Here is a 20,318-nt window from a genome sequence, read left to right as displayed (position 1 = left end):
CGTATACTGCACCCTATGTTTGCCCAGACTGCTTTGCGCCAGCGTTGTGCCAAATGGCTCATCGCAACCGGACTCTTCCTGATGCTCGGTGCCTGTGTTGAAAAACCCAGCACCCTGGAGCGTGTCAAGGAGGACGGCGTGCTGCGCGTGATCACCCGCAACAGCCCGGCCACCTACTTCCAGGACCGCAACGGCGAAACCGGCTTCGAGTACGAGCTGGTCCAGCGCTTTGCCGACGACCTGGGCGTGAAGCTGCAGATCGAGACCGCCGACAACCTCGACGACCTGTTCAACCAGCTCGGCCAGCCGAACGGCCCGGTGCTGGCGGCAGCGGGCCTGGTAAGCAGCGAGCAGCGCAAGCAGCAGGTACGTTTTTCCCACCCGTATCTCGAAGTCACCCCGCAGATCATCTACCGCAACGGCAAGCCCCGCCCCACCGACGCCGGCGACCTGGTCGGCAAGCGCATTCTGGTACTCAAGGGCAGCAGCCATGCCGAACAGCTGGCAGAGCTGAAAAAACAGTACCCGGCCCTGCAATATGAAGAATCCGACCAGGTCGAGGTGGTCGACCTGCTGCGCATGGTCGACGAGGGCCAGATCGACCTGACCCTGGTCGACTCCAACGAAGTGGCGATGAACCAGGTGTACTTCCCCAACGTGCGGGTCGCCTTCGACCTGGGCGACGGGCGCGACCAGCGCTGGGCGGTGGCGGCCGGCGAAGACAACAGCCTGCTCAACGAAATCAACGAATTCATCGACAAGGTGCACAAGAATGGCACCCTGCAACGGCTCAAGGACCGCTACTACGGCCACGTGGACGTGCTCGGCTATGTCGGCGCCTACACCTTCGCCCAGCACCTGCAGCAGCGCCTGCCGCGCTACGAGAACCACTTCAAGACCTCGGCCAAGAAGGAACAGGTGGACTGGCGCCTGCTGGCGGCGATCGGTTACCAGGAGTCGATGTGGCAGGCCGAGGTCACCTCCAAGACCGGCGTGCGCGGGCTGATGATGCTGACCCAGCGCACCGCCCAGGCCATGGGCGTGTCCAACCGGCTCGACCCGCGCCAGAGCATCGAGGGCGGGGCCAAGTACTTCATGCATGTGAAGAAGGAGCTCGATGACGACATCGAGGAGCCGGACCGCACCTGGTTTGCCCTGGCCGCCTACAACGTGGGCAGCGGCCACCTGGACGATGCACGCAAGCTGGCCAAGCGCGAGGGGCTGAACCCGAACAAGTGGCTGGACGTGAAGAAGATGCTGCCGCGCCTGTCGCAGAAGCAGTGGTACAGCAAGACCCGCTACGGCTATGCCCGTGGCGGCGAGCCGGTGCATTTCGTGGCCAACATCCGGCGCTACTACGACATCCTGACCTGGGTGACCCAGCCGCAGCTGGAGGGCAGCCAGGTGGCCGAAGGCAACCTGCATGTGCCGGGGGTCAACAAGACCAAGCCGGCCGACGCTTCGCCGCCGCTCTAGTTTGCAGCGCCTGTATCGCGGGCCAAGCCCGCTCCCGCAACAACGGGGGAGCGGGCTTGACCCGCGATGGTCACACCACGGTTATCAGGCCTTGGCCCGCCGAGCCCTGAAGAACTCGGTCAGAATCGCCCCGCACTCCTCGGCCAGCACCCCGCCCTCGAACAGCACCCGGTGGTTCAGAAACCCCTGGGTAAAGAATTGCCCCTGGCTCTGCACGATCCCTGCCTTGGGCTCCAGGGCCCCGAACACCACGCGGTTGACCCGCGAATGCACGATCAGCCCGGCGCACATGCTGCACGGCTCCAGCGTCACATACAGCGTGCTGCCCGGCAGCCGGTAGTTGCTGGCCGCCTGCGCCGCCGCGCGAATGGCCACCATTTCGGCGTGCGCGCTGGGGTCGCTGCCGCTGATCGGGCAGTTGAAGCCCTGCCCGATCACCTCGCCGTGCTGCACCAGCACCGCGCCCACCGGCACCTCGCCCAATGCAGCCCCCTGCGCCGCCAGCTCCAGCGCCAGGCGCATGAAGTGCTGGTCGCGGCTGCGGTCGATGATCTGCGGCTGACGCATCACGCCACCTCGATGGCGGCCATCAGGCCGGTTTCCATGTGATCGATCACGTGGCAATGGAACATCCAGGTGCCGGGGTTATCCGCCACCAGCGCCACCTGCGCCCGCTCGTTCTTGCCCAGCAGGTAGGTGTCGGTGAAGTACTGCTCCGGGATCTTGTGGCGATTGGAGCTGAGCACCTTGAAACTCATGCCGTGCAGGTGGATCGGGTGCTGGTACTGGGTCATGTTCTTGAGCTCGAAGATGTAGCTCTTGCCCTTCTTCAAGGTGGCGATCGGCCGGTCGGAACAGGTCTTGTCGGTGATGTCCCAGGCCTGCCCGTTGATCTGCCAAAGGCTTGGCGGCTTGCCGTTCTCGGTATTGACCGACACCGAGCCTACCCACTCGAAATTGAAGTTGATCTTCTCGGCGTTGGCCAGGTCCGGCTCGGCGATGGGGTTGGCCGGCAGCGCCGGTGGCCAGTCGCCAGGTGCCTCGCTGCTGGCCACCGAACGCAGGGTGCCCAGGCGCACCGAGCCGTCGCGCAGCGACAGCTCCTCCCCGGCTGCCGGCACGCGGATGGCCAGGCAGATGCGCATGCCGGGGCCCAGCCAGTAGTCCTTGCCCAATGGGCGCGGGGTGATCGGGTTGCCATCCAGCGCATAGATGCGCGCCTCGAAGTCGCCCTTGAGGTTGATGCGGTAGGTCAGGGTGTTGTCCAGGTTCAGCAGGCGCACCCGCACGATCTGCCCGGCGGGCATTTCCACCACCGCGTCGGGCTGCCCGTTGATGGTGATCAGGCGCCCTGCGGTGCCGCCACGGGCCGCTTCGCGCGGCACGCTGAACTCGACGAAGTTGCCCTGCTCGTCCACGTGCCAGTTCTTCAGGCTCAGGGTGCGCTCGTGCTTGAAACCGGTGGGCTCGCGCTCCTCCACGATCAGCGGGCCGACCAGGCCGCGGCCCAGCTCTTCGCTGCTGTTGACGTGGGGGTGGTACCAGAAGCTGCCGGCATCCGGCACGCGGAACTTGTAGTTGAAGTACTCGCCCGGCAGCACCGGCAGCTGCGACACGTAGGGCACGCCGTCCATTTCCAGCGGCAGGCGGATACCGTGCCAGTGGATGGTGGTGGCCACCGGCAGGTGGTTGATGAACCGCACCCGCAGCCACTGCCCCTGACGCACCCGTAGCTCGGTGCCCGGCGCGGACGGGCCGAACGCCCAGGCCTGGGTGGTGTGCCCGGCCACCAGCTCGACGTCCAGCGGCGCGGCGATCAGTTCATAGTCATGCCCGGCCTGCTCGTCCTCGACCTTGCCCATCCAGTAACGTGCGGCGCCCCCGGCGCCCAGGCCAACCACCACCAGGCCAGTCAGCCCCTTGAGCATTTGTCGACGGGTAAAGGACATCGGAACAGGCACCTCGTATCGCGAAAACAGCCTGCCAGCCATGACCGGGCTGGCGGTAAGGGCGAATACGATACACCTGCATTTGCGAAACTTTAAGTGAAGAGTTGCCCCGGCAGCGGCACACGATGCCGCACCCACCCGCGCAGCACTATCTACCGCACCTGCCCGCTGGAGCCAGCCCATCCTGCCATGGCCCAGACCAAGGAAGGATCGCCATGCCCCAGCCCCCCAACCCACAACGCGCGCAGCTTCAGGACATTGCGCGCCAGCTCGTCGTCAACTGCCCGGACATGCGCCAGATGGCCCGTGAGGTGGCCGTCGACGCCCTGAAGAAGTTCGCCCGCAGCAGCCTCGATCCGGACACCGTGTACCTGCACCGTTTCAAGGCGGCCCAGTCCAACCCCAGAAGCTTCAGCGGCTGGGAGCACCGTGAGCTGCCCTACCAGTCGCTGACGTTGCCGCAACTGGTGATGCAGCGCTTCGACGCCAACGACCAGGACAACGCCGACCTGCTCGGCTACCGCACCGGCTTCTACCGCGAAGGCGCGCATGCCGGGGTGTTCGACGAACGCAACGAAGTCCCCATGGCACCGGCCGATGTGCTGCGCTACTTCTGGCAGATCGACTTCAGCTCGGTCTTCAAACAGAAGATGCAGGCGTTCTGGGCCGACAGTGCAGAGGCGTTTCGCAGCATGGCCAAGGCCAACTTCCTGAGCAAGGTGGTGGAAGCCTGCGAACACGCAGACCTGCCCGAACAGCGCAAACGCTACCGCCTGCTGGCCCGGGCACTGGCCGGCGTCACCGACTGGCCGCCCACCCTCGAACAACTGCAGCAAACGCATGTTCCCGACCAGGGGGTGCGCCTGCATGCCTTCGACATCGGCGGCTACGTCGCCAGCGACATGCTGCGTGCCGTGCTGCCCGATGGCTACCAGGTGCTGTACATGCCCGGCGAGGTCACGGCCCTGCACCTGTTTGCCAACCCTGCGCAGCTTTACTGGTGGGTGCTGCAGAACACCAATGCCGCAGATAACCGCGCGCGCCTGATGGCCCACTTCGCGTTGTCCAGCCATGCCGAACACCCCGCCGGGGTCGGGCTCGAGCATCTGATCGACCTGCTGTTCTCCAACTGGGCCGGCAGCGCACACGATGCCATCAACCTGCTGGACAAGCCGGTCGAGCAGGATGCATTCAGCTACCTGCGCGATGCGGCGCGACAGCGCATGAGCGACGACGCGCACTTCGCCCTGCGCTCCAACGCCGACCTGCGCAAACAGATGTGGGTGGCGGACCTGCACGCCTTTACCCGGTTCGCCGGGGCGATGGCCGCCTTCGACTGGCCGGTTGCACTGGCTGCCGTGGGCGCAGGGCTTGGCGAGACCGGCCTGTCCATCGACGAGGCGATCAACGGCCACACCACTGCCGAGCGCCAGGCGGGCGTAATCGGCGCCGTACTGGCCTCCCTCGACACGCTGTTCAACGCGACGCTGCTCGGCGAGGAGACCGGTGAAGCGATACGGGTCGACGGCGAGGTGCCCGCCGTCGCCGAGCCCTATGTGGAGGCCGAGGACGAACCCCTTGCCACTGCCGAGGATATCGACGCCCAGGTGCCCGCCCCCCTGCGACCGACACCGGCTTCCCAGCGCCTGGCCACCTTCGAGACCAATGCCCTGCTCGACGGCGAGAAACCCGGGGTCGGCAAGATGCAGGGCATCTACTCGCTGGCCGACGGTTTCTATGTAGCGATCGGCGATTTCGCCTACCAGGTGCGGTACGTGGGCGAGCTCAAGAGCTGGGTGGTGATCGACCCGAACGCGCCCTTTTCGTTCTACCGCAACGTGCCCATCCGGCTCAATGCGCAACAGCAGTGGGAGCCCGTCGCACAGGGCCGCCTTCTGGGGGGTACACCGCGCTTTCGCCTCAAACTGTGGGGTCGCAGCGACTACGCGCCACCCCCTGCCGAACGTATCCCCACGCCCTACGAGTTGCTCCCACGCCAGCAGGCACAGCTGCGTTCGGTGGATGACGAACAGCTCAGCGGCATTACCTACCGGGCCAATCAGCCACACCTGGAAGAAGCCTGCGACCTGTTTCGCACACTGCGCAGCAAGCTGCTGAACGATGCCAGGGAGTATCTGAGCACGGTGGAGCTGCCGCCACGCCCGCAACTGCCGCTGTTCGAAAGCAACCCGGCGCCCAAGCAGATCCTGCGTGGTTGCTACTCCCGCTGCGACGGCGTGGTGATCGGCGAATGCCACGCACACCTGGGCAGCAAACGCTTTCTGATCGACAACATGGCGCAACTGCGCAAGCAGAAGGTCAAGGTGCTGTACCTGGAGCATCTGCTGACGGACTTTCACCAGGCCGACCTCGATGCGTTCAACCGCACAGGCAATTTGAGCCAGCACCTGCGCGACTATGTGGCCGAACTGGACCGAAGCCAGGCCACCGACAGCAGCGGACGCTATACCTTCCAGCAGGTGATGCGCACCGCACAGGCCAACCAGATACGCGTCCAGGCCATCGACTGCATGGCCAGCTATCGTCAGGCCTGGCTGGCCACCCCGACGGGCCCGATCCGGCAACAGATGATGAACTTCTTTGCCCATCGGGTCATTGCAGCAGACCAGGCCCTGCACCCCAGCAGGTGGATCGCCTTCGTGGGCAACACCCACACCAACACGTTTGACGGCGTGCCAGGGCTTGCCGAGCTGCAGGGCGCCATCGGCCTGCGCATCGAAGACATCGAGTGCGGGCTGCCTGTGCGATTCGGCGTCGACCCCGGCATCCAACCCGACCAGGCGGCCAACCTGGCGGCGGTCAAATGCGACCTGCTGCTGCAGGTGCCCATTGCTCCCGCACACGGCGTGGCACGCACCCTGGAAGAAAAGCTGCGCGCTGTCGGCTCCTTCAGTTTCACCCAGGTGGAGGGGACCTTGCAGATGATCCACCGCAGCAAGGACCTGACGCTGCACTACACCCCCATCCAACGGGACGGCACGTTCTACTACATCGATCGGGCGAGCTGGCCACGCGTGGACAAGCGCCGCATGCCAAGCCTGGCGCAACTGTCGACCCTGGTGACATCCAACGGGCTGACCTTCGTGCCCCTGTAACGGCGGCGCCCAGCGTTGCTTGCTGCCTGAGCGGGCCGGGCTGGCTGGGCGGCCCGCACTACTTACTTACCGCACGCTGCTCGCCGCCCCCGGCCAAGCTGGCCCCTCGCCCCTGACACGGAAGTACCGCCATGCCCCTGACCGCCCAACAGACCCACGACCATGAACAGCTGCAGAACCTGGCCCGACAACTGGTCAAGCATTGCCCCGACATGCGCCAGATGGCCCGCGAAATCGCCAGCCATATCCTGAAGAAACACACCCGCAGCACGCTGGACCCGGACGCGGTGTACCTGCACCGGTTCAACACCGCGCATAGCAGCCCGCGCACCTTCAGCGGCTGGGAACACCTCGGCCCGCCCAGCGAATCGCTGACACTGCCGCAACTGGTGATGCAGCGGTTCGATGTCAACGACCAGGACAACGCCGACCTGCTCGGCTACCGCACCGGCTTCTACAGCCGCGGGCCGGGTACAGGCCTGTTCGATGAGCGCGATGAAGTGCCGATGGCCCCGCGCGAGGTACTCGACGAGCTGTGGAAGGTCGACTTCTGCAGCGCCTTCCACCAGGACCTGACCCGCTTCTGGACCCGTCATTCGGACAACTTCCGCACCCTGGCCAAGGCCAACTTCCTGAGCAAGGTGCTCGAAACCTGCGCGCACCAGACCGACCCCGCCCGCCTGGCACGCTTGCGGCGGGTGGCCACTGCCCTGGCCGGTGACGCCAGCTGGCCGCCCTCGCTGAGCCAGTTGCAACAACAGGCCAGGCCGGTGGCGGGGGTGCGCCTGTGCACCTTCGACATCGGCGGCCATGTGGCCACCGATATCCTGCGGGTGGAACTCGACGACGGTTACCAGTTGCTCTACATCCCGGGCGAGGTCGACGCCCTGCACCTGTTCGCCAACCACAGCGAGCTGTACTGGTGGGTGCTGCACAACACCAACGCGGCGCAGAACCGCGCACGCTTCATGACCCACTTCGCCCTTGCGGACCGCGGCGAAAAAGCCAGCGCGGTGGGGCTCGAGCACCTGATCGACGTGCTGTTCAACAACTGGGGCGGCAACGGTCACGACGCACTCAACCAGTCGAACACGACCGTGCATGGCGACGGGTTCACCCACCTGCGCGATGCAGCGCGTCAGCGCATGATCGACGATGCGAACTTCTCGCTGCGCTCCAACGCCGACCTGCGCAAGCAACTGTGGATCGGCTACCTCAAGGCCTTCGGCACCTTCGCCAGTGCCATGGCCGCGGTCGACTGGCCGGTAGCGCTGGCTGCCGTGGGCGCCGGGCTGGCCGAAACCGGCCTGAACATCGATCAGGCGGTCAACGGGCACACCACTGCCCAACGCAAGGCCGGCGTGATCGGCGCCGTGCTGGCGGCCATCAACACGCTGTTCAACGCCACCCTGCTCGCAGGCCCGGCCGTCACCGGTGAAATCGCCGAGATCGAACCCAACCTGGACGCGGGCACGCAGACTGCACCCGTCGAGCCCGAACACACGCCAATGGCCACCCCGGCGGAACTCGCCGAGTGGGCGCCTGCGCCGCTGATACCGGCCGAGCGCTCGCAACTGCTGGCCCCGTTCGAAACCAACGTCCTGCTGGACGGGCACGCCACCGGCAGCGGCAAATTCCAGGGTATCTACACCCTGGACGACGGCTTCTATGCCCAGATAGACGGGTTCCCCTACCACGTGCGCTACATCGGCGAGCTGCGTTCATGGGCGGTGGTCGACCCGCAAAACCCCTACTCGTTCTACCGCAACGTGCCCATTGGCCTGAACGACGAAGGCGTATGGCAACCGCTGGAGCAGGGTCTGAAAGGCGGGGCGCCACGCTTTCGCCTCAAGCTCTGGGGCCAGGCCCAGGTACCCGCGCCCGGCCCGGAACGCGTGCCCACCCCCTATGAAGTCGACAAGGCGCTGCAGCCCGAATTGCTCAAGGCCTCCAACGGTGGCGAGGAGTCGAACCTGAGCGGGCGCACGTTCTCCCCCAACAACCCCGCCCGCGAACAGGCCTACGCGCAATTTCGCACCTTGCGCGACCTGCTGGTCGACGACGCCGAAGCGTTTTTCAGCACCGCAAGCCTGCCGCAGCGGCCACCGCTGCCAACATTGGCTGCCGATGCCAGCGCCAGGCAGATCATTCGCAGCGTGTACGAAAACAGCGAGGGCCTGGTGGTCGGCGAAGCCCATTCACAACTGGGCAGCAAGCAGTTTCTGATCGAGAACATGGCCCTGCTCAAGCAGCAGAAGGTGCGGGTGCTGTACATGGAGCACCTGATGACCGACTTCCAGCAGGCCGACCTGGACCTGTTCAACCAGACCGGGCAGATGCCCCAGGCACTCAAGACCTACGTGACCGATCTGGACCGCGGCTGGCACACCGACCCCGCCCAGCGCTACACCTTCATGCAGGTGCTCAGGAGCGCGCAGAAACAGGGCATCCGGATACAGGCCATCGATTGCATGGCCAGTTACCGCCAGGCATGGATGGGCCCCCGACCACCCGCGATTCGCCAGAAGATGATGAACTTCTTCGCCCACCGCGTGATCGCTGCCGACCAGGCTGCCCATGGCGCCGGCAAATGGGTTGCACTGATGGGCAACACCCACGCCAACACCTTCGAGAGCGTGCCCGGGGTCAGCGAACTGCAAGGTGTGATCGGTGTGCGCGTCGAGGACATCGAAATCGGCAGCAGCGCAAGCGTCGGCCGCGACCCGGGGCTTTACGCAGTGGACGACGGTATTCGCGAAACCCGCGTGCAGGGCGACCTGCGCCTGCAGGTGCCGCTTGCCCAGCCGCCCTCGGCCTCGGGCACGCTGGAAAGCCGGCTGGCCAAACCGGGGGCGTTCGGCTTCAAGGACATCGACGGCAAGATGACCCTGGTGCACCGCAGCAAGGACCTGGCGCTGCACTACACGCCCATCGCAAGGGACGGTGAGTTCATCTATATCGAACGCGCCAGCTGGCCATGGCTGGACAAGCGACGCCTGCCGGACCTGTCGGAAATGGCCTTCCAGCTGTCCCGGTACGGCTTGAAGTACGTGCCGCTGTGACGCCAGGCAGGCGGCGATGAAAAAGGGCAAGGCCGCCTGGCCTTGCCCTTGCTTTCGCCTCGCGGCAACCGGGCCGCTAGGCCTGGTGCGTCAACTAGTGCTTGAACATCACATGGCGCACGGTGGTGTAGTCCTCCAGGCCATACATCGACATGTCCTTGCCATAGCCGGAGAGCTTGGCGCCGCCGTGGGGCATTTCGCTGACCAGCATGAAGTGCGTGTTGACCCAGGTGCAGCCGTATTGCAGGCGTGCGGCCAAACGGTGGGCGCGGCCCACGTCGCGGGTCCACACCGAGGAGGCCAGGCCGTAGTCCGAATCGTTGGCCCACGCCAGGGCCTGGGCCTCGTCGTCGAAGGCGGTAACCGTGACTACCGGGCCGAAGATCTCATGGCGCACCACCTCGTCGTCCTGCCGGGCGCCGGCAAGTACGGTCGGCTCGAAGAAGAACCCTGGCCCGGCGACACGCTGGCCACCGGTCACCACCTCGATGTGCGACTGCTCGCGGGCGCGCTGCACAAAGCCTTCCACGCGCTCCAGATGCTGCTGGGTGATCAGCGGCCCGAGCTCGGTGTCAGGGTCGTCCTGCAGGCCGTAGCGGATGCTGGCCACCGCCTCGCCGAGCTTCTTCACGAACGCCGCGTACACGCCCTTCTGCACATACAGGCGGCAGGCGGCGGTGCAGTCCTGGCCGGCATTGTAGAAGCCGAAGCTGCGCACGCCTTCGACCACGGCATCGATATCGGCATCATCGAACACGATCACCGGGGCCTTGCCGCCCAGCTCCATGTGCATGCGTTTCACGCTGTCGGCGGTGCCGGCGATGATGCGGCTGCCCGTGGCCACCGAGCCGGTCAACGACACCATGCGCACCTTGGGGTGCCCGGTCAGGGGCTTGCCGACACTCGGGCCGCGGCCGAAGACCACGTTCACCACGCCTGCCGGGAAAATCTCCGCCATCAGTTGCGCCAGCTTGAGGGTGGTCAGCGGCGTCTGCTCGGACGGCTTGAGCACCACGGTATTGCCTGCGGCCAGGGCCGGCCCGAGCTTCCAGGCGGCCATCATCAGCGGGTAGTTCCACGGTGCGATGGAGGCCACCACGCCCACCGGGTCGCGGCGGATCATCGAGGTGTGCCCTTCCAGGTACTCGCCGGCGGCACTGCCTTGCAGGCAGCGGCTGGCACCGGCAAAGAAGCGGAACACGTCGGCCACGCCCGGCAGCTCGTCGTTGAGCGCCGCCGCGTAGGGCTTGCCGCAGTTGTCCGCTTCCAGGCGCGCCAGCTCCGGGGCGTGGGCGTCGATCGCATCGGCCAGTTTGAGCAGCAGCAGCGAACGGTCCTTGGGGGTGGTCTGCGACCAGCTGTCGAACGCCGCATCCGCAGCGCACACCGCGGCATCGACCTGGGCCAGGCTGGCCTCGGGGATCTCCACCAGCGTGGCCCCCAGGGACGGGTTGAGCACCGCCAGGGTTTCGCCTTCACCGGCGATGAGTTGTCCATTGATCAGCAGGCAGGTTTGCATGGGTTCTCCTGTGCGGCGAGGTTGGCCGCCGCCATAAAAAAGTCGCAAGCGCCCCGTGCCCGCAGCCGGGCTGCGCACAGGGGGAGCATTACAGGGGGGGCAGGCGCCGGGCGCCCGCAGGTTCAGAGTGCGGCTTCAGGCACTGCCGTGCTGAACAGCCGGGTGCGCCAGGCCAGGTACACCAGCCCCAGCAGCACCCAGCAACAGCCGAGAATCAGCGCGTCGGCATCCAGGCTGATCAGCATCCAGCCCGAGGTGAAGGCGCCGGCCAGGGGGAAGATCACCCCGCGGACCACGCCGGCCTTGTCGCCGATGCTGCGGTCGAAGGTCAGTTTCAGTGCGCACAGGTTGACCGAGGTGAAGGCCAGGAAGGCGCCGAAGTTGACCAGCGAAGTAGCCGTGGCGATGGTCAGGCCGAACCCGACGAAACCGAAGGCCCCGCACAGGGCGATGTTGAATACCGGAGTCCTGTAGCGCGGGTGCAGCACGCCGAACAGCTTCTGCGGCAGCTGGTTGTCGCGGCCCAGGGCATACAGCAGACGCCCCACGCTGGCCTGGAACGACAAGCCGGCGGCGAAGTGGGCAATGATGATGCCGGTGAGTACCACGCCGAAGAACAGGTCGCCACCGATGGTCTTGGCGATTTCGAAGGCCGCGCCGTCGATGTTCTCGAACAGGCCCGCCGGGTGCGCCAGGTACATGAAGTACGAAGAGCCCACGTACAGGCTGCCGCCGATCAGGGCCACCAGCAGGATGGCACGCGGGATGGTGCGCTCGGGCTCGACGGTTTCTTCGCTCAGGGTCGACAGCGCGTCGAAGCCCAGGAACGAATAGGCGGCGATCGCGGCCCCGGCCATGGTGGCCGAGAACGGCACGTCGGCATTGAAGAACGGCTTGACCGAGAGCAGACCGCCCGGGCCGTTGATGGCCGACACGTAGTGCCAGCACAGCGCGATGAACACCGCGATGATGGTCAGCTGGATCAGCATCAGGATGATGTTGAAGCGGTTGGCGACCTGGATGCCGAGGATGTTGAGCAAGGTGGTGGAAACGATGAAGCCGGTGATCCAGCACCACTGCGGTACATCCGGGAACGCCAGGCTCAGGTAGCTGGCCCCCAGCAGCCAGATCAGCATCGGGATGAAGAAGTAGTCCAGCAGCGCGGCCCAGCCGACCATGAAGCCGATGCCAGGGTTGAACACCTTGCGGGTGTAGGTGTAGGCGGAACCGGCCGCCGGGAAGATCCGCACCAGGCGCCCGTAGCTCAGGGCGGTGAAGATCACGCCGATGGAGGCCACCACATAGGACAGCGCCACGGTGTTCTGGCTGGCCTGGGCGATCACGCCATAGGTGCCGAACACGATCAGCGGGGCGATGAAGGCCAGGCCGAACAACAGCACGGACACCGGCCCGAGGGTCCGGCGCAGGTGCGCGGAGGAAGTCGATGCGCTCATGGTTAGGGCCTCAGGCTGCGTAGGTGTAGGCGGCGCGGATCACGTCGAGGTAGCTCTCGACTGACATCTCCTTGGCGTTGCTCGCATCGGAAATGTTGCTCTTGGACTTCTCTGCGATGGCCAGGAAGTCCTCCTCGCGCACCCCGGCCACATCGGCGAAACGCGGAATACCCAGCTCGCGGTTCATGCGGAACAACTGCTCCACGCCCGCTTCGGCGGCAGCGCTGGCGCCAAGATTGGGGTCGATGCCCAGGGCATAGGCGACATCGGCATGGCGGCGCAGGTCGGCGTCGCGGTTATGGCTGAACACGAACGGCAGGAAGATCGCGTTGCCCACCCCGTGCGGGGTGTCGTACATGCCGCCGATGGCTTCGGAGATGCAGTGCACGCTGGCGATGTCGGCATTGCCGAAGGCCATGCCGGCAATCAGGCTGGCGATCAGCATCTGTTCGCGGGCCTCGCGGTTGTCCGGCTCCTGCACGGCGGGCTTGAGGTACTGCGCGATCAGGCGAATGGCATGCAGGGCCAGGCCGTCGCTGATCGGGTTGGCCGGCTTGCCGGTGTAGGCCTCGATGGCGTGGGTCAGCGCGTCCATGCCGGTGGCGGCGGCGATGTGCGGCGGCAGCGTGGCGGTGATGTCCGAGTCGAGCAGCGCCAGAACCGGGCCGATGCGGTAGTCCAGGATGCTCATCTTGAACTGGCGGCGGGTGTCGGTGATCACCGAGAAGAACGTGACCTCGCTGCCGGTGCCTGCGGTGGTCGGGATCGCCACGATAGGCAGCACCGGGCCCTTGAGGGTGAAGGCACCTTCGTAGTCCTCGACCTTGCCGTCGTGGGTCAGCAGTACGCTGATCGCCTTGGCCGCGTCCATCGCACTGCCGCCACCCACTGCCAGCACGCCGTCGATGCCCTTGCCGCGATACAGCTCGGCGGCGCGGTTGACGTCTTCGCTGCGCGGGTTGGGCTTGACGTCGACGATCTCGTCATAACGCACGCCGGCCTTGTCCAGGCTGGTATAGATGCTGTCGAGCAGGCCGGCGTTCTTCACGCCCGGGTCGGTGACCAGCAGCACGTGGCGCAGGCCCAGGTCGGTCAGGTGCTCGCCGGTACGCTGGCGCAGGCCAGGTTCCATGACGATCTTGGTGGGTAACAGAAACTGGAATTGCATCGGTAGGTTCCTCTCGCACTGGGGCGCACTTGCAATGTTGTAGTTATGGCAGACGAGTCAGAGGGGCCGCCTGGGCGGTGGGTGTCTGGTTATTGTTGTGGCGGTAGCCGATCGCCGAAGCCGATGGACCGCTTGTCCAGGCGCTGCACGGTGGGCACAGGCCGGTATGGGGCCAGACACTAAGACACGGGTAGCGGATCGACAATTACTAAAAACTCAAGGGAGCATTCGATTAAATCGAATGCTCCCTTGCACCGGGGGTAGCGGCCTACAGGTGCTGCCCGTGGCGCGCCATGATGTGCCGCACCACGCTGTAGTCCTGCAGCGAGTCGCTGGACAGGTCCTTGCCGTAGCCCGAGCGCTTGAGCCCGCCGTGGGGCATTTCGCTGACCAGCATGAAATGGCTGTTGATCCAGGTGCAGCCGTACTGCAGGCGCGCCGCCACCTGCATGGCCTTGTCCAGGTTCTGGGTCCACACCGACGAGGCCAGGCCGTATTCGGAGTCGTTGGCCCAGTCCACGGCCTGGGCCAGCTCGTCGAAACGGGTCACGGTGACCACCGGGCCGAACACCTCGCGCTGGACGATCTCGTCGGTTTGCCGGCAGCCTGCCAGCAGCGTCGGCTGGTAGTAGAACCCGGGCCCGGCATGCATCGCCGCACCCGTGACGCACTCCACGTGCGGCTGGCTGAGGGCGCGCTCGACGAAGCTGGACACCCGGTCGCGCTGGCGCGTGCTGATCAGCGGGCCGATCTCGTTGTCGGCATCGTGCGCGCCGGCATAGCGAATGCTGCTGACCGCAGCCCCGAGTTCGGCCACCAGCCGGTCGTGGATGCCGGCCTGGGCGTAGACCCGGCACGCCGAGGTACAGTCCTGCCCGGCGTTGTAGTAGCCATAGGCACGCACGCCCTCGACCACCGCCTGCAGGTCGGCATCGTCGCAGACGATCACCGGGGCCTTGCCGCCCAGTTCCAGGTGGGTGCGCTTGAGGGTTTTGGCCGCTGTGGAGAGGATCTTCTGCCCGGTGACGATATCGCCGGTCAGCGAGACCATGCGGACCTTGGGGTGGCCGACCAGGTGAGCGCCGACGTTCTCGCCACCGCCGCAGATGATGTTGATCACCCCGCGCGGCAGGATCCGCGCCAGCGCCGGCGCCAGGGCCAGGATCGACAGCGGGGTGTGCTCGGACGGCTTGAACACCAGGGTGTTGCCTGCGGCCAGGGCCGGCGCGATCTTCCAGGCGGCCATCATGATCGGGTAGTTCCACGGCGCGATCGATGCCACCACCCCGATCGGGTCGCGGCGCACCATGCTGGTGTAGCCGGGTACGTATTCGCCACTGAGCTGGCCGGTCTGGCAGCGCACCGCGCCGGCGAAGAAGCGGAACACATCGACGGTGGCGCTCAGATCATCCTTGCGCGCCAGGTGCAGCGGCTTGCCGCAGTTCAGCGCTTCGAGCCGGGCGAAGGCGTCGGCGTGCTGCTCGATGGTACTGGCGATCTCCAGCAGCAGGTTGGAGCGCTGCTGCGGCGTGGTGCGGGCCCAACCGGCGAACGCGCGGTGGGCGGCCAGGATCGCGGCCTCGGTCTGCTCGGCGCTGGCTTCGGCGATAGGGGTCAGCACCTGGCCGGTGGCCGGGTTGAGGATCGGCTCGACGACGCCCTCGCCTGCGACTAGTTCGCCATCGATCAGGAGTGCGGTGGACAACGGGGTCTGCGCGACTGGCATGTGCAGGGTTCCTTCTTGTGGTGTGGCCATGCGGCTAAAGGGATGACTTGCGCCCGCCGTGGGGCTGCTCGCGGGCGACCGTCAGAAACGGGTCGACCAGCGCCGGGCGCGCCGTGCCGCGGCGCCAGGCCAGGCCCACGTCGAGGGTCTGGGTCAGGTCGGCAATCGGGCGGGCCTCGATGATGTCGCCTTCCAGCGACCACGGGCGGTAGGTCATGTCAGGCTGTATCGACACCCCCAGGCCCGCTGCCACCAGGCTGCGCACCGCCTCGGTCGAGGCCGTGCGCAGGGTGATGCGCGGCTGCAGCCCGGCCTGCGCCCACTGGCGCTGGGCGGTGTGGTCCATCTCGTCGACGTTCAGCTGGATCAGCGACTCCCGGGCCACGTCGCCCAGGTTGATGCTGTCGTTTTCGAGCAACGGGTGCTGGGCCGGTAGCCACAGCCGGTAAGGCGAGTGGGTCAGCACCTCCGATTGCAGGGCGTGACGGTCTTCGAGGTTGGAGAGTATCAGCACGCCCACATCGATTTCGCCGCTGACCAGCAGGTGCTCGATGTACGGTCGCTCGTCTTCCATCACGCGGATTTCGACGTTGGGGTAGGCACGCTGGAAGCGCGTGAGCAGGTCGGCCAGGTAGTAACCCGCCACCAGGCTGGTCACACCCACCACCAGCTGGCCGGCGACCTGGTCGGTGCTCTGCTGCAGGCTGCGCTTGGCGTTGTCCACCGTGGCCAGGATCAGGTGCGCCTGGCGCAGGAACTGATGGCCCTGGTGGGTCAGGTGCATGCCCTTGGCGTGGCGATTGAACAGGCTCACGCCGATTTCCTGTTCCAGCTGCTGGATGGCCAGGGTCAGGGTGGACTGGGAGATGTAAACCGCCTGGGCCGCAGCCGAGATCGAACCGGTCTCGGCCACGGCAATGAAGTGGCGGATCTGACGCAGAGTCATCATGGGCATTACCCGGTACGTTGTTTTTATAGATGCAGGCGAGTGTATATCTTTTTTATCGATGGCTTGGTGAAAACCGCCGCGCCTGCGGTTCAACGTGAAACCGCGTGGGCGGCCCCGGGTGGTTACAAAAAGGTGCGTACTTGTGGGGATCTGACGCCCGCCCTAGATTGCCCGCCTCAATCACTGGAGTACCGAGCCATGCGCACCCTGATCATTCTCGCCCACCCCAACCTGGAAAAATCCGTCGTCAACCAGGCCTGGCTGAAAGCCCTTGAAGCCAGCGACATGAACGTCACCCTGCACCGCCTGTACGAGGTGTATCCCCAGGGCGGCGCGCTGGACGTGGAAGCCGAGCAGGCACTGGTTCGCGCCCATGACAGCATCGTGTGGCAGTTCCCGTTCTACTGGTTCAGCACCCCGCCGCTGCTCAAGCAATGGCAGGACGAAGTGCTCACCCACGACTTTGCCTACGGCCACGGCGAAGGGCAGCGCCAGCTGGCGGGCAAACGCATTGGCATGGCGATTTCTGCCGGCATCAGGCAAGACGATTACAGGGCCGGCGGGCGTTACAGCTACAGCCTGGACGAACTGCTGCGCCCGCTGGAAGTCACCCTCCGCTACATCGAAGCACTGCCGGTACGCCCGTGGGTGTTCTATGGTGCCGAGTACGCCATCGACCCGGCGGAGCTGGAGGCCAACGCCGAAGGTTACCTGGATTACCTGCGCCAATTTGCCCAGGCAGCCTGAGTTCAGCCTTCGGCGGGCGCCGGCGGTGTCTCGGTGGCCAGCGCATTACCTGAATGCAGGGCACCCCACTGGCACATCGCATCGATGATCGGCTGCAAGGTGCGGCCGTGCTCGGTCACCCGATACAGCACCTTGGGCACCTTGCCAGGGAAGGCTTCGCGCTCGACCAGCAGATCGCCCTGCAACTCCTTGAGTTGCTCGGTGAGCACCTTCGACGACAAGGGGCGCATCAGGCGCAGCAGCTCGCCTGTGCGCTTGGGGCCTTCCATCAGGTGGCACAGGATGGAGCACTTCCAGCGCCCGCCGATGGCCTCGATGGTAGCGTCGATGGGAAAGTTGAACACGCGGTTGACCATGACCGGTTCTCCTGGCTGGGGCGCAAAGGCGTGCAGGATAGCAAGCGCGCCTGCGGCCGGGGCAACTTGAGGCTACTCGACGCCTGGATACACCGCCAACGGATCACAGCGCTGCGACGCCCGCCTTGGCGACCTGCGCATCCTGCTGCGCCTTGACCCCGGACACCCCCACTGCACCGACCACCTGGCCGTCGACGATGATCGGCACACCGCCTTCGAGCGGCGTGATCAACGGGGCACCAACAAACGCCGTGCGCCCACCGTTGACCATGTCTTCGTAGCCTTTGGTCTCGCGCCGCCCCAGCGCCGCGCTCCGGGCCTTTTCCGATGCGATGTAGGCACCGATCGGAGCGCACCCGTCAAGGCGCGCAAGCGCGAGCGGATGGCCACCGTCATCGACGACCGCGATGGCGACCTCCCAATCGTTCTGTCGAGCCTGCACGCAGGCGGCGTCCAGGATCCGGCGAACATCTGTGTGGCTCAGTACGGCTTTGTGCTGCATGTCTGGATTCTCGTCTGGTCATGTTGAGGCCGCCACGCACCTGATGCGCGATGCCCGAAAATGCTTGAGCTACGCCCGCGATCAGGAATGGGATACCCGGCGCAGGAAGTCCTTCATGCGCTCGTTGGTCGGGTTGCTCAGGATCTGCGCCGATGGCCCTTCGGCGACGATCGAGCCGCCTTCAAGGAACAGCGTGCGGGTCGACACGGCGCGTGCGAAGCCCATCTCGTGGGTCACCACCACCATGGTCATGCCTTCCTGGGCCAGGCTCTTCATGACGGCCAGGACCTCACCGACCAGCTCGGGGTCGAGCGCCGAGGTGGGCTCATCGAACAGCATGGCCCTGGGTTCCATGGCAAGTGCCCTGGCAATCGCCACGCGCTGCTGCTGGCCGCCGGAAAGCTGCGGCGGATAGGCGTTGTACTTCGCGGCCAGGCCGACACGGTCGAGCAGTTCCTTGCCACGCTTGCGGGCCTTGTCGACGGGTTCACCCTTTACGTACACCGGGCCCTCGATCACGTTTTCCAGGACGGTGCGATGGGGGAAAAGGTTGAACCGCTGAAACACCATACCCACCGAGCGACAGATCTGGCGGATGTTCCCGGAGCTGGCGTCGACCGTGACGCCGTCAATGCTGATCACGCCGCCGTCGTAGCGCTCCAGGCCATTGATGCAACGCAGCACCGTGGACTTGCCCGAGCCCGAAGGGCCGATCAGGCAAACCACTTCGCCCTGGCGGATCTCTGCACTGATGCCATGGAGCACCTGGTGCGGACCAAACGACTTGGTGATGTTGTCGATGCGGATCATCGGGCACTCCTTTTGTATTTGCGTTCGAGCCAGCCGGCCAACCCCATCAGAGGCAGGCTCAGGCACAGGTACATCAGGGCAACCAGGGTGAAGATGTTGGCGTTGTTGAACGATGCTGCCGCGATCAGCTTGCCCTGCATCGACAGCTCGACCACGGTGATGATCGAGGCCTGGGAGGAGTCCTTGAGCAGCATGATCATGTTGTTGCTGTATGGCGGCAGCGCGATCTTCAACGCCTGGGGCAGGATCACCCGGCGCATGGTCATTGCGCGGCTCATGCCGATGGAGTGCGCCGCCTCGTTCTGACCGGGGTCGATGGCCTGGATACCCGAGCGAAACACCTCGGCCATGTAGGCGGAATAGGCAAGCCCGAGCCCCATGGCACCGGCCTGGAACGCACTCATGTCCACGCCCATTTCCGGCAACACGAAGTACAGGTAGAACAGAATGACGATGATCGGGATGCCGCGAATGGCATTGGTCAGGTAGCGCGAGCCTTCGGCCAGCCAGCGCACGCTGCTGACCCGCAACAGCGCCCAGAACAACCCCAGCAAGGTACTGATGAGCAGCGCGCACAGGGTGATGCCGATCGTTGTCCAGGCACCTTCCATCAGTATCGGAAAGTACTCGACTGCCTGGCTGAAAAAACCTTCGAACATAGGATTGCATCCTCACATGCGGGCACCGTCGGGCGGTGGCCGTGATCACGAATCAGAGTTTCTTGACGTTCCATTTGGTGAGGATCGCGTCGAGCGTACCGTCGGCCTTGAGCTTGGCTACACCGCCATTGATTCGGGCGAGCAGCTCGCTGTTGCCTTTGCGCACCGCCACGCCGATCGCGATACGGATCTGCTTCTGGTAGTCATCGGCAACGCGCAGCTTGCTGGAGCCGGACTGCTGCACGGTGTAGAGCATCACCGGGCCATCGCCTACGGCAACATCGATACGCCCCAGGGCCACCTCGCGAATCATGTCGGACATGCTGTCGTACATCCGCAGCTCCTTGATGCCCTGCTGGGCTTTCATCGGTTCCACCGACACGGTGCCAGTCTGCACGCCGACCTTCTTGCCGGCGAAGTCGGCGCTGCTGTGGTACGCCGTCGTGTCCTGGCTGTTGGCAATCACCTCCTCGCTGTAGGCGAACAGTTCGTCGGAGAAGTCGACCACCTGGGCGCGCTGGGCATTCATGGCGAAAGCAGAGCTGATCATGTCTATCTTGTCCGTCTGCAACGACGGCACCAGGCCACCGAAGGGGATCGGACGCAGCTCGGGCGTGAAACCAAGCTCCTTGCCCAGCGCCTGGGTGATATCGATCATCACGCCCCGAAGCGTGTTGGTCCTGGTGTCCAGGAAGTTGAAGGGCACCGCAGTGGGTGTGGCGCCGACGCGCAGTGTGTCCTGGGCCTGGGCAGTGCCCAGCAGTACGGGAAGAGTCAGTGCCGCACAGGTGGTCAGTTTGATCAATCGGGTGAGCATGGGACGTC

At 65.4% G+C, this 20,318-nt stretch carries 16 protein-coding genes; 4 read left to right on the top strand and 12 right to left on the bottom strand.

Annotated features, from left to right (window positions below; translation table 11 throughout):
- Window positions 1–15 precede the first annotated feature (15 nt).
- Window positions 16–1,476, top strand: coding sequence for a membrane-bound lytic murein transglycosylase MltF (mltF, locus tag LOY33_RS05640; RefSeq protein ID WP_043860640.1), 1,461 nt, complete (start codon window positions 16–18; stop codon window positions 1,474–1,476).
- A gap of 84 nt (window positions 1,477–1,560) precedes the next feature.
- Here mltF and tadA read toward each other — a convergent pair whose 3' ends face one another.
- Window positions 1,561–2,043, bottom strand: coding sequence for a tRNA adenosine(34) deaminase TadA (gene tadA, locus LOY33_RS05635; RefSeq protein WP_054915054.1), 483 nt, complete (start codon window positions 2,041–2,043; stop codon window positions 1,561–1,563).
- Entirely contained in the window at window positions 2,043–3,425 is a 1,383-nt protein-coding gene (locus tag LOY33_RS05630) for a multicopper oxidase family protein (RefSeq protein ID WP_258662193.1), read from the bottom strand. Before LOY33_RS05630 ends, tadA begins: the two co-directional genes overlap by 1 nt.
- A gap of 215 nt (window positions 3,426–3,640) precedes the next feature.
- Here LOY33_RS05630 and LOY33_RS05625 point away from each other — a divergent pair, with 215 nt between their 5' ends.
- Both LOY33_RS05625 and LOY33_RS05620 read left to right on the top strand, forming a co-directional pair.
- Window positions 3,641–6,541, top strand: a complete 2,901-nt coding sequence (locus tag LOY33_RS05625; protein ID WP_258662190.1) for a membrane-targeted effector domain-containing toxin — start codon at window positions 3,641–3,643, stop codon at window positions 6,539–6,541.
- Window positions 6,542–6,672: 131 nt separating this feature from the next.
- Window positions 6,673–9,603: a membrane-targeted effector domain-containing toxin gene (locus LOY33_RS05620; RefSeq protein ID WP_258662188.1), complete on the top strand. Its 2,931-nt coding sequence runs from the start codon at window positions 6,673–6,675 to the stop codon at window positions 9,601–9,603.
- 94 nt (window positions 9,604–9,697) lie between these two features.
- Here the strand turns inward: LOY33_RS05620 and LOY33_RS05615 are convergent, their stop codons facing one another.
- The 5 genes from LOY33_RS05615 to LOY33_RS05595 all read right to left on the bottom strand — a co-directional run bounded on the left by LOY33_RS05615 (window position 9,698) and on the right by LOY33_RS05595 (window position 16,419).
- Entirely contained in the window at window positions 9,698–11,122 is a 1,425-nt protein-coding gene (locus tag LOY33_RS05615; RefSeq protein ID WP_054915058.1) for a gamma-aminobutyraldehyde dehydrogenase, read from the bottom strand.
- 122 nt (window positions 11,123–11,244) lie between these two features.
- Window positions 11,245–12,576: an APC family permease gene (locus tag LOY33_RS05610; protein WP_043860646.1), complete on the bottom strand. Its 1,332-nt coding sequence runs from the start codon at window positions 12,574–12,576 to the stop codon at window positions 11,245–11,247.
- Window positions 12,577–12,586: 10 nt separating this feature from the next.
- A complete protein-coding gene (locus LOY33_RS05605; protein ID WP_043860647.1) occupies window positions 12,587–13,744 on the bottom strand; it encodes an iron-containing alcohol dehydrogenase in 1,158 nt (385 codons plus the stop codon).
- 268 nt (window positions 13,745–14,012) lie between these two features.
- On the bottom strand, window positions 14,013–15,470 hold the full coding sequence (locus tag LOY33_RS05600; protein WP_043860648.1) for a gamma-aminobutyraldehyde dehydrogenase: 1,458 nt from the start codon (window positions 15,468–15,470) through the stop codon (window positions 14,013–14,015).
- Window positions 15,471–15,504: 34 nt separating this feature from the next.
- Window positions 15,505–16,419 (bottom strand): LysR family transcriptional regulator, encoded by a 915-nt coding sequence (locus LOY33_RS05595; RefSeq protein ID WP_043860656.1) that lies wholly within the window; start codon window positions 16,417–16,419, stop codon window positions 15,505–15,507.
- A gap of 198 nt (window positions 16,420–16,617) precedes the next feature.
- On the opposite strand from LOY33_RS05595, the gene LOY33_RS05590 reads away from it, so the two are divergent.
- Window positions 16,618–17,166 (top strand): NAD(P)H-dependent oxidoreductase, encoded by a 549-nt coding sequence (locus tag LOY33_RS05590; protein ID WP_100633051.1) that lies wholly within the window; start codon window positions 16,618–16,620, stop codon window positions 17,164–17,166.
- Window positions 17,167–17,168: 2 nt separating this feature from the next.
- Here LOY33_RS05590 and LOY33_RS05585 read toward each other — a convergent pair whose 3' ends face one another.
- From LOY33_RS05585 to LOY33_RS05565, 5 genes are all read right to left on the bottom strand, one after another.
- Window positions 17,169–17,522: a helix-turn-helix domain-containing protein gene (locus LOY33_RS05585; RefSeq protein WP_043860650.1), complete on the bottom strand. Its 354-nt coding sequence runs from the start codon at window positions 17,520–17,522 to the stop codon at window positions 17,169–17,171.
- Between the two features lie 103 nt (window positions 17,523–17,625).
- Entirely contained in the window at window positions 17,626–18,024 is a 399-nt protein-coding gene (locus tag LOY33_RS05580) for a heme-binding protein (protein WP_054915061.1), read from the bottom strand.
- 81 nt (window positions 18,025–18,105) lie between these two features.
- Entirely contained in the window at window positions 18,106–18,834 is a 729-nt protein-coding gene (locus tag LOY33_RS05575; protein WP_054915062.1) for an amino acid ABC transporter ATP-binding protein, read from the bottom strand.
- The gene (locus LOY33_RS05570; RefSeq protein ID WP_054915063.1) at window positions 18,831–19,493 is read right to left on the bottom strand and encodes an amino acid ABC transporter permease; all 663 of its coding nucleotides are present in this window, start codon (window positions 19,491–19,493) and stop codon (window positions 18,831–18,833) included. The genes LOY33_RS05575 and LOY33_RS05570 overlap by 4 nt, the downstream gene beginning before the upstream one ends.
- 52 nt (window positions 19,494–19,545) lie before the next feature.
- Window positions 19,546–20,310 carry an ABC transporter substrate-binding protein gene (locus LOY33_RS05565; RefSeq protein ID WP_054915064.1) on the bottom strand — a complete coding sequence of 255 codons (765 nt, stop codon included), beginning with the start codon at window positions 20,308–20,310 and terminating at the stop codon, window positions 19,546–19,548.
- Between the last annotated feature and the right edge of the window lie 8 nt (window positions 20,311–20,318).

This window comes from Pseudomonas sp. B21-036 (genome assembly GCF_024748925.1).
In the GTDB taxonomy this organism is placed as follows: domain Bacteria; phylum Pseudomonadota; class Gammaproteobacteria; order Pseudomonadales; family Pseudomonadaceae; genus Aquipseudomonas; species Aquipseudomonas palmensis.
This window is presented reverse-complemented; position numbering and strand designations above follow the sequence as displayed.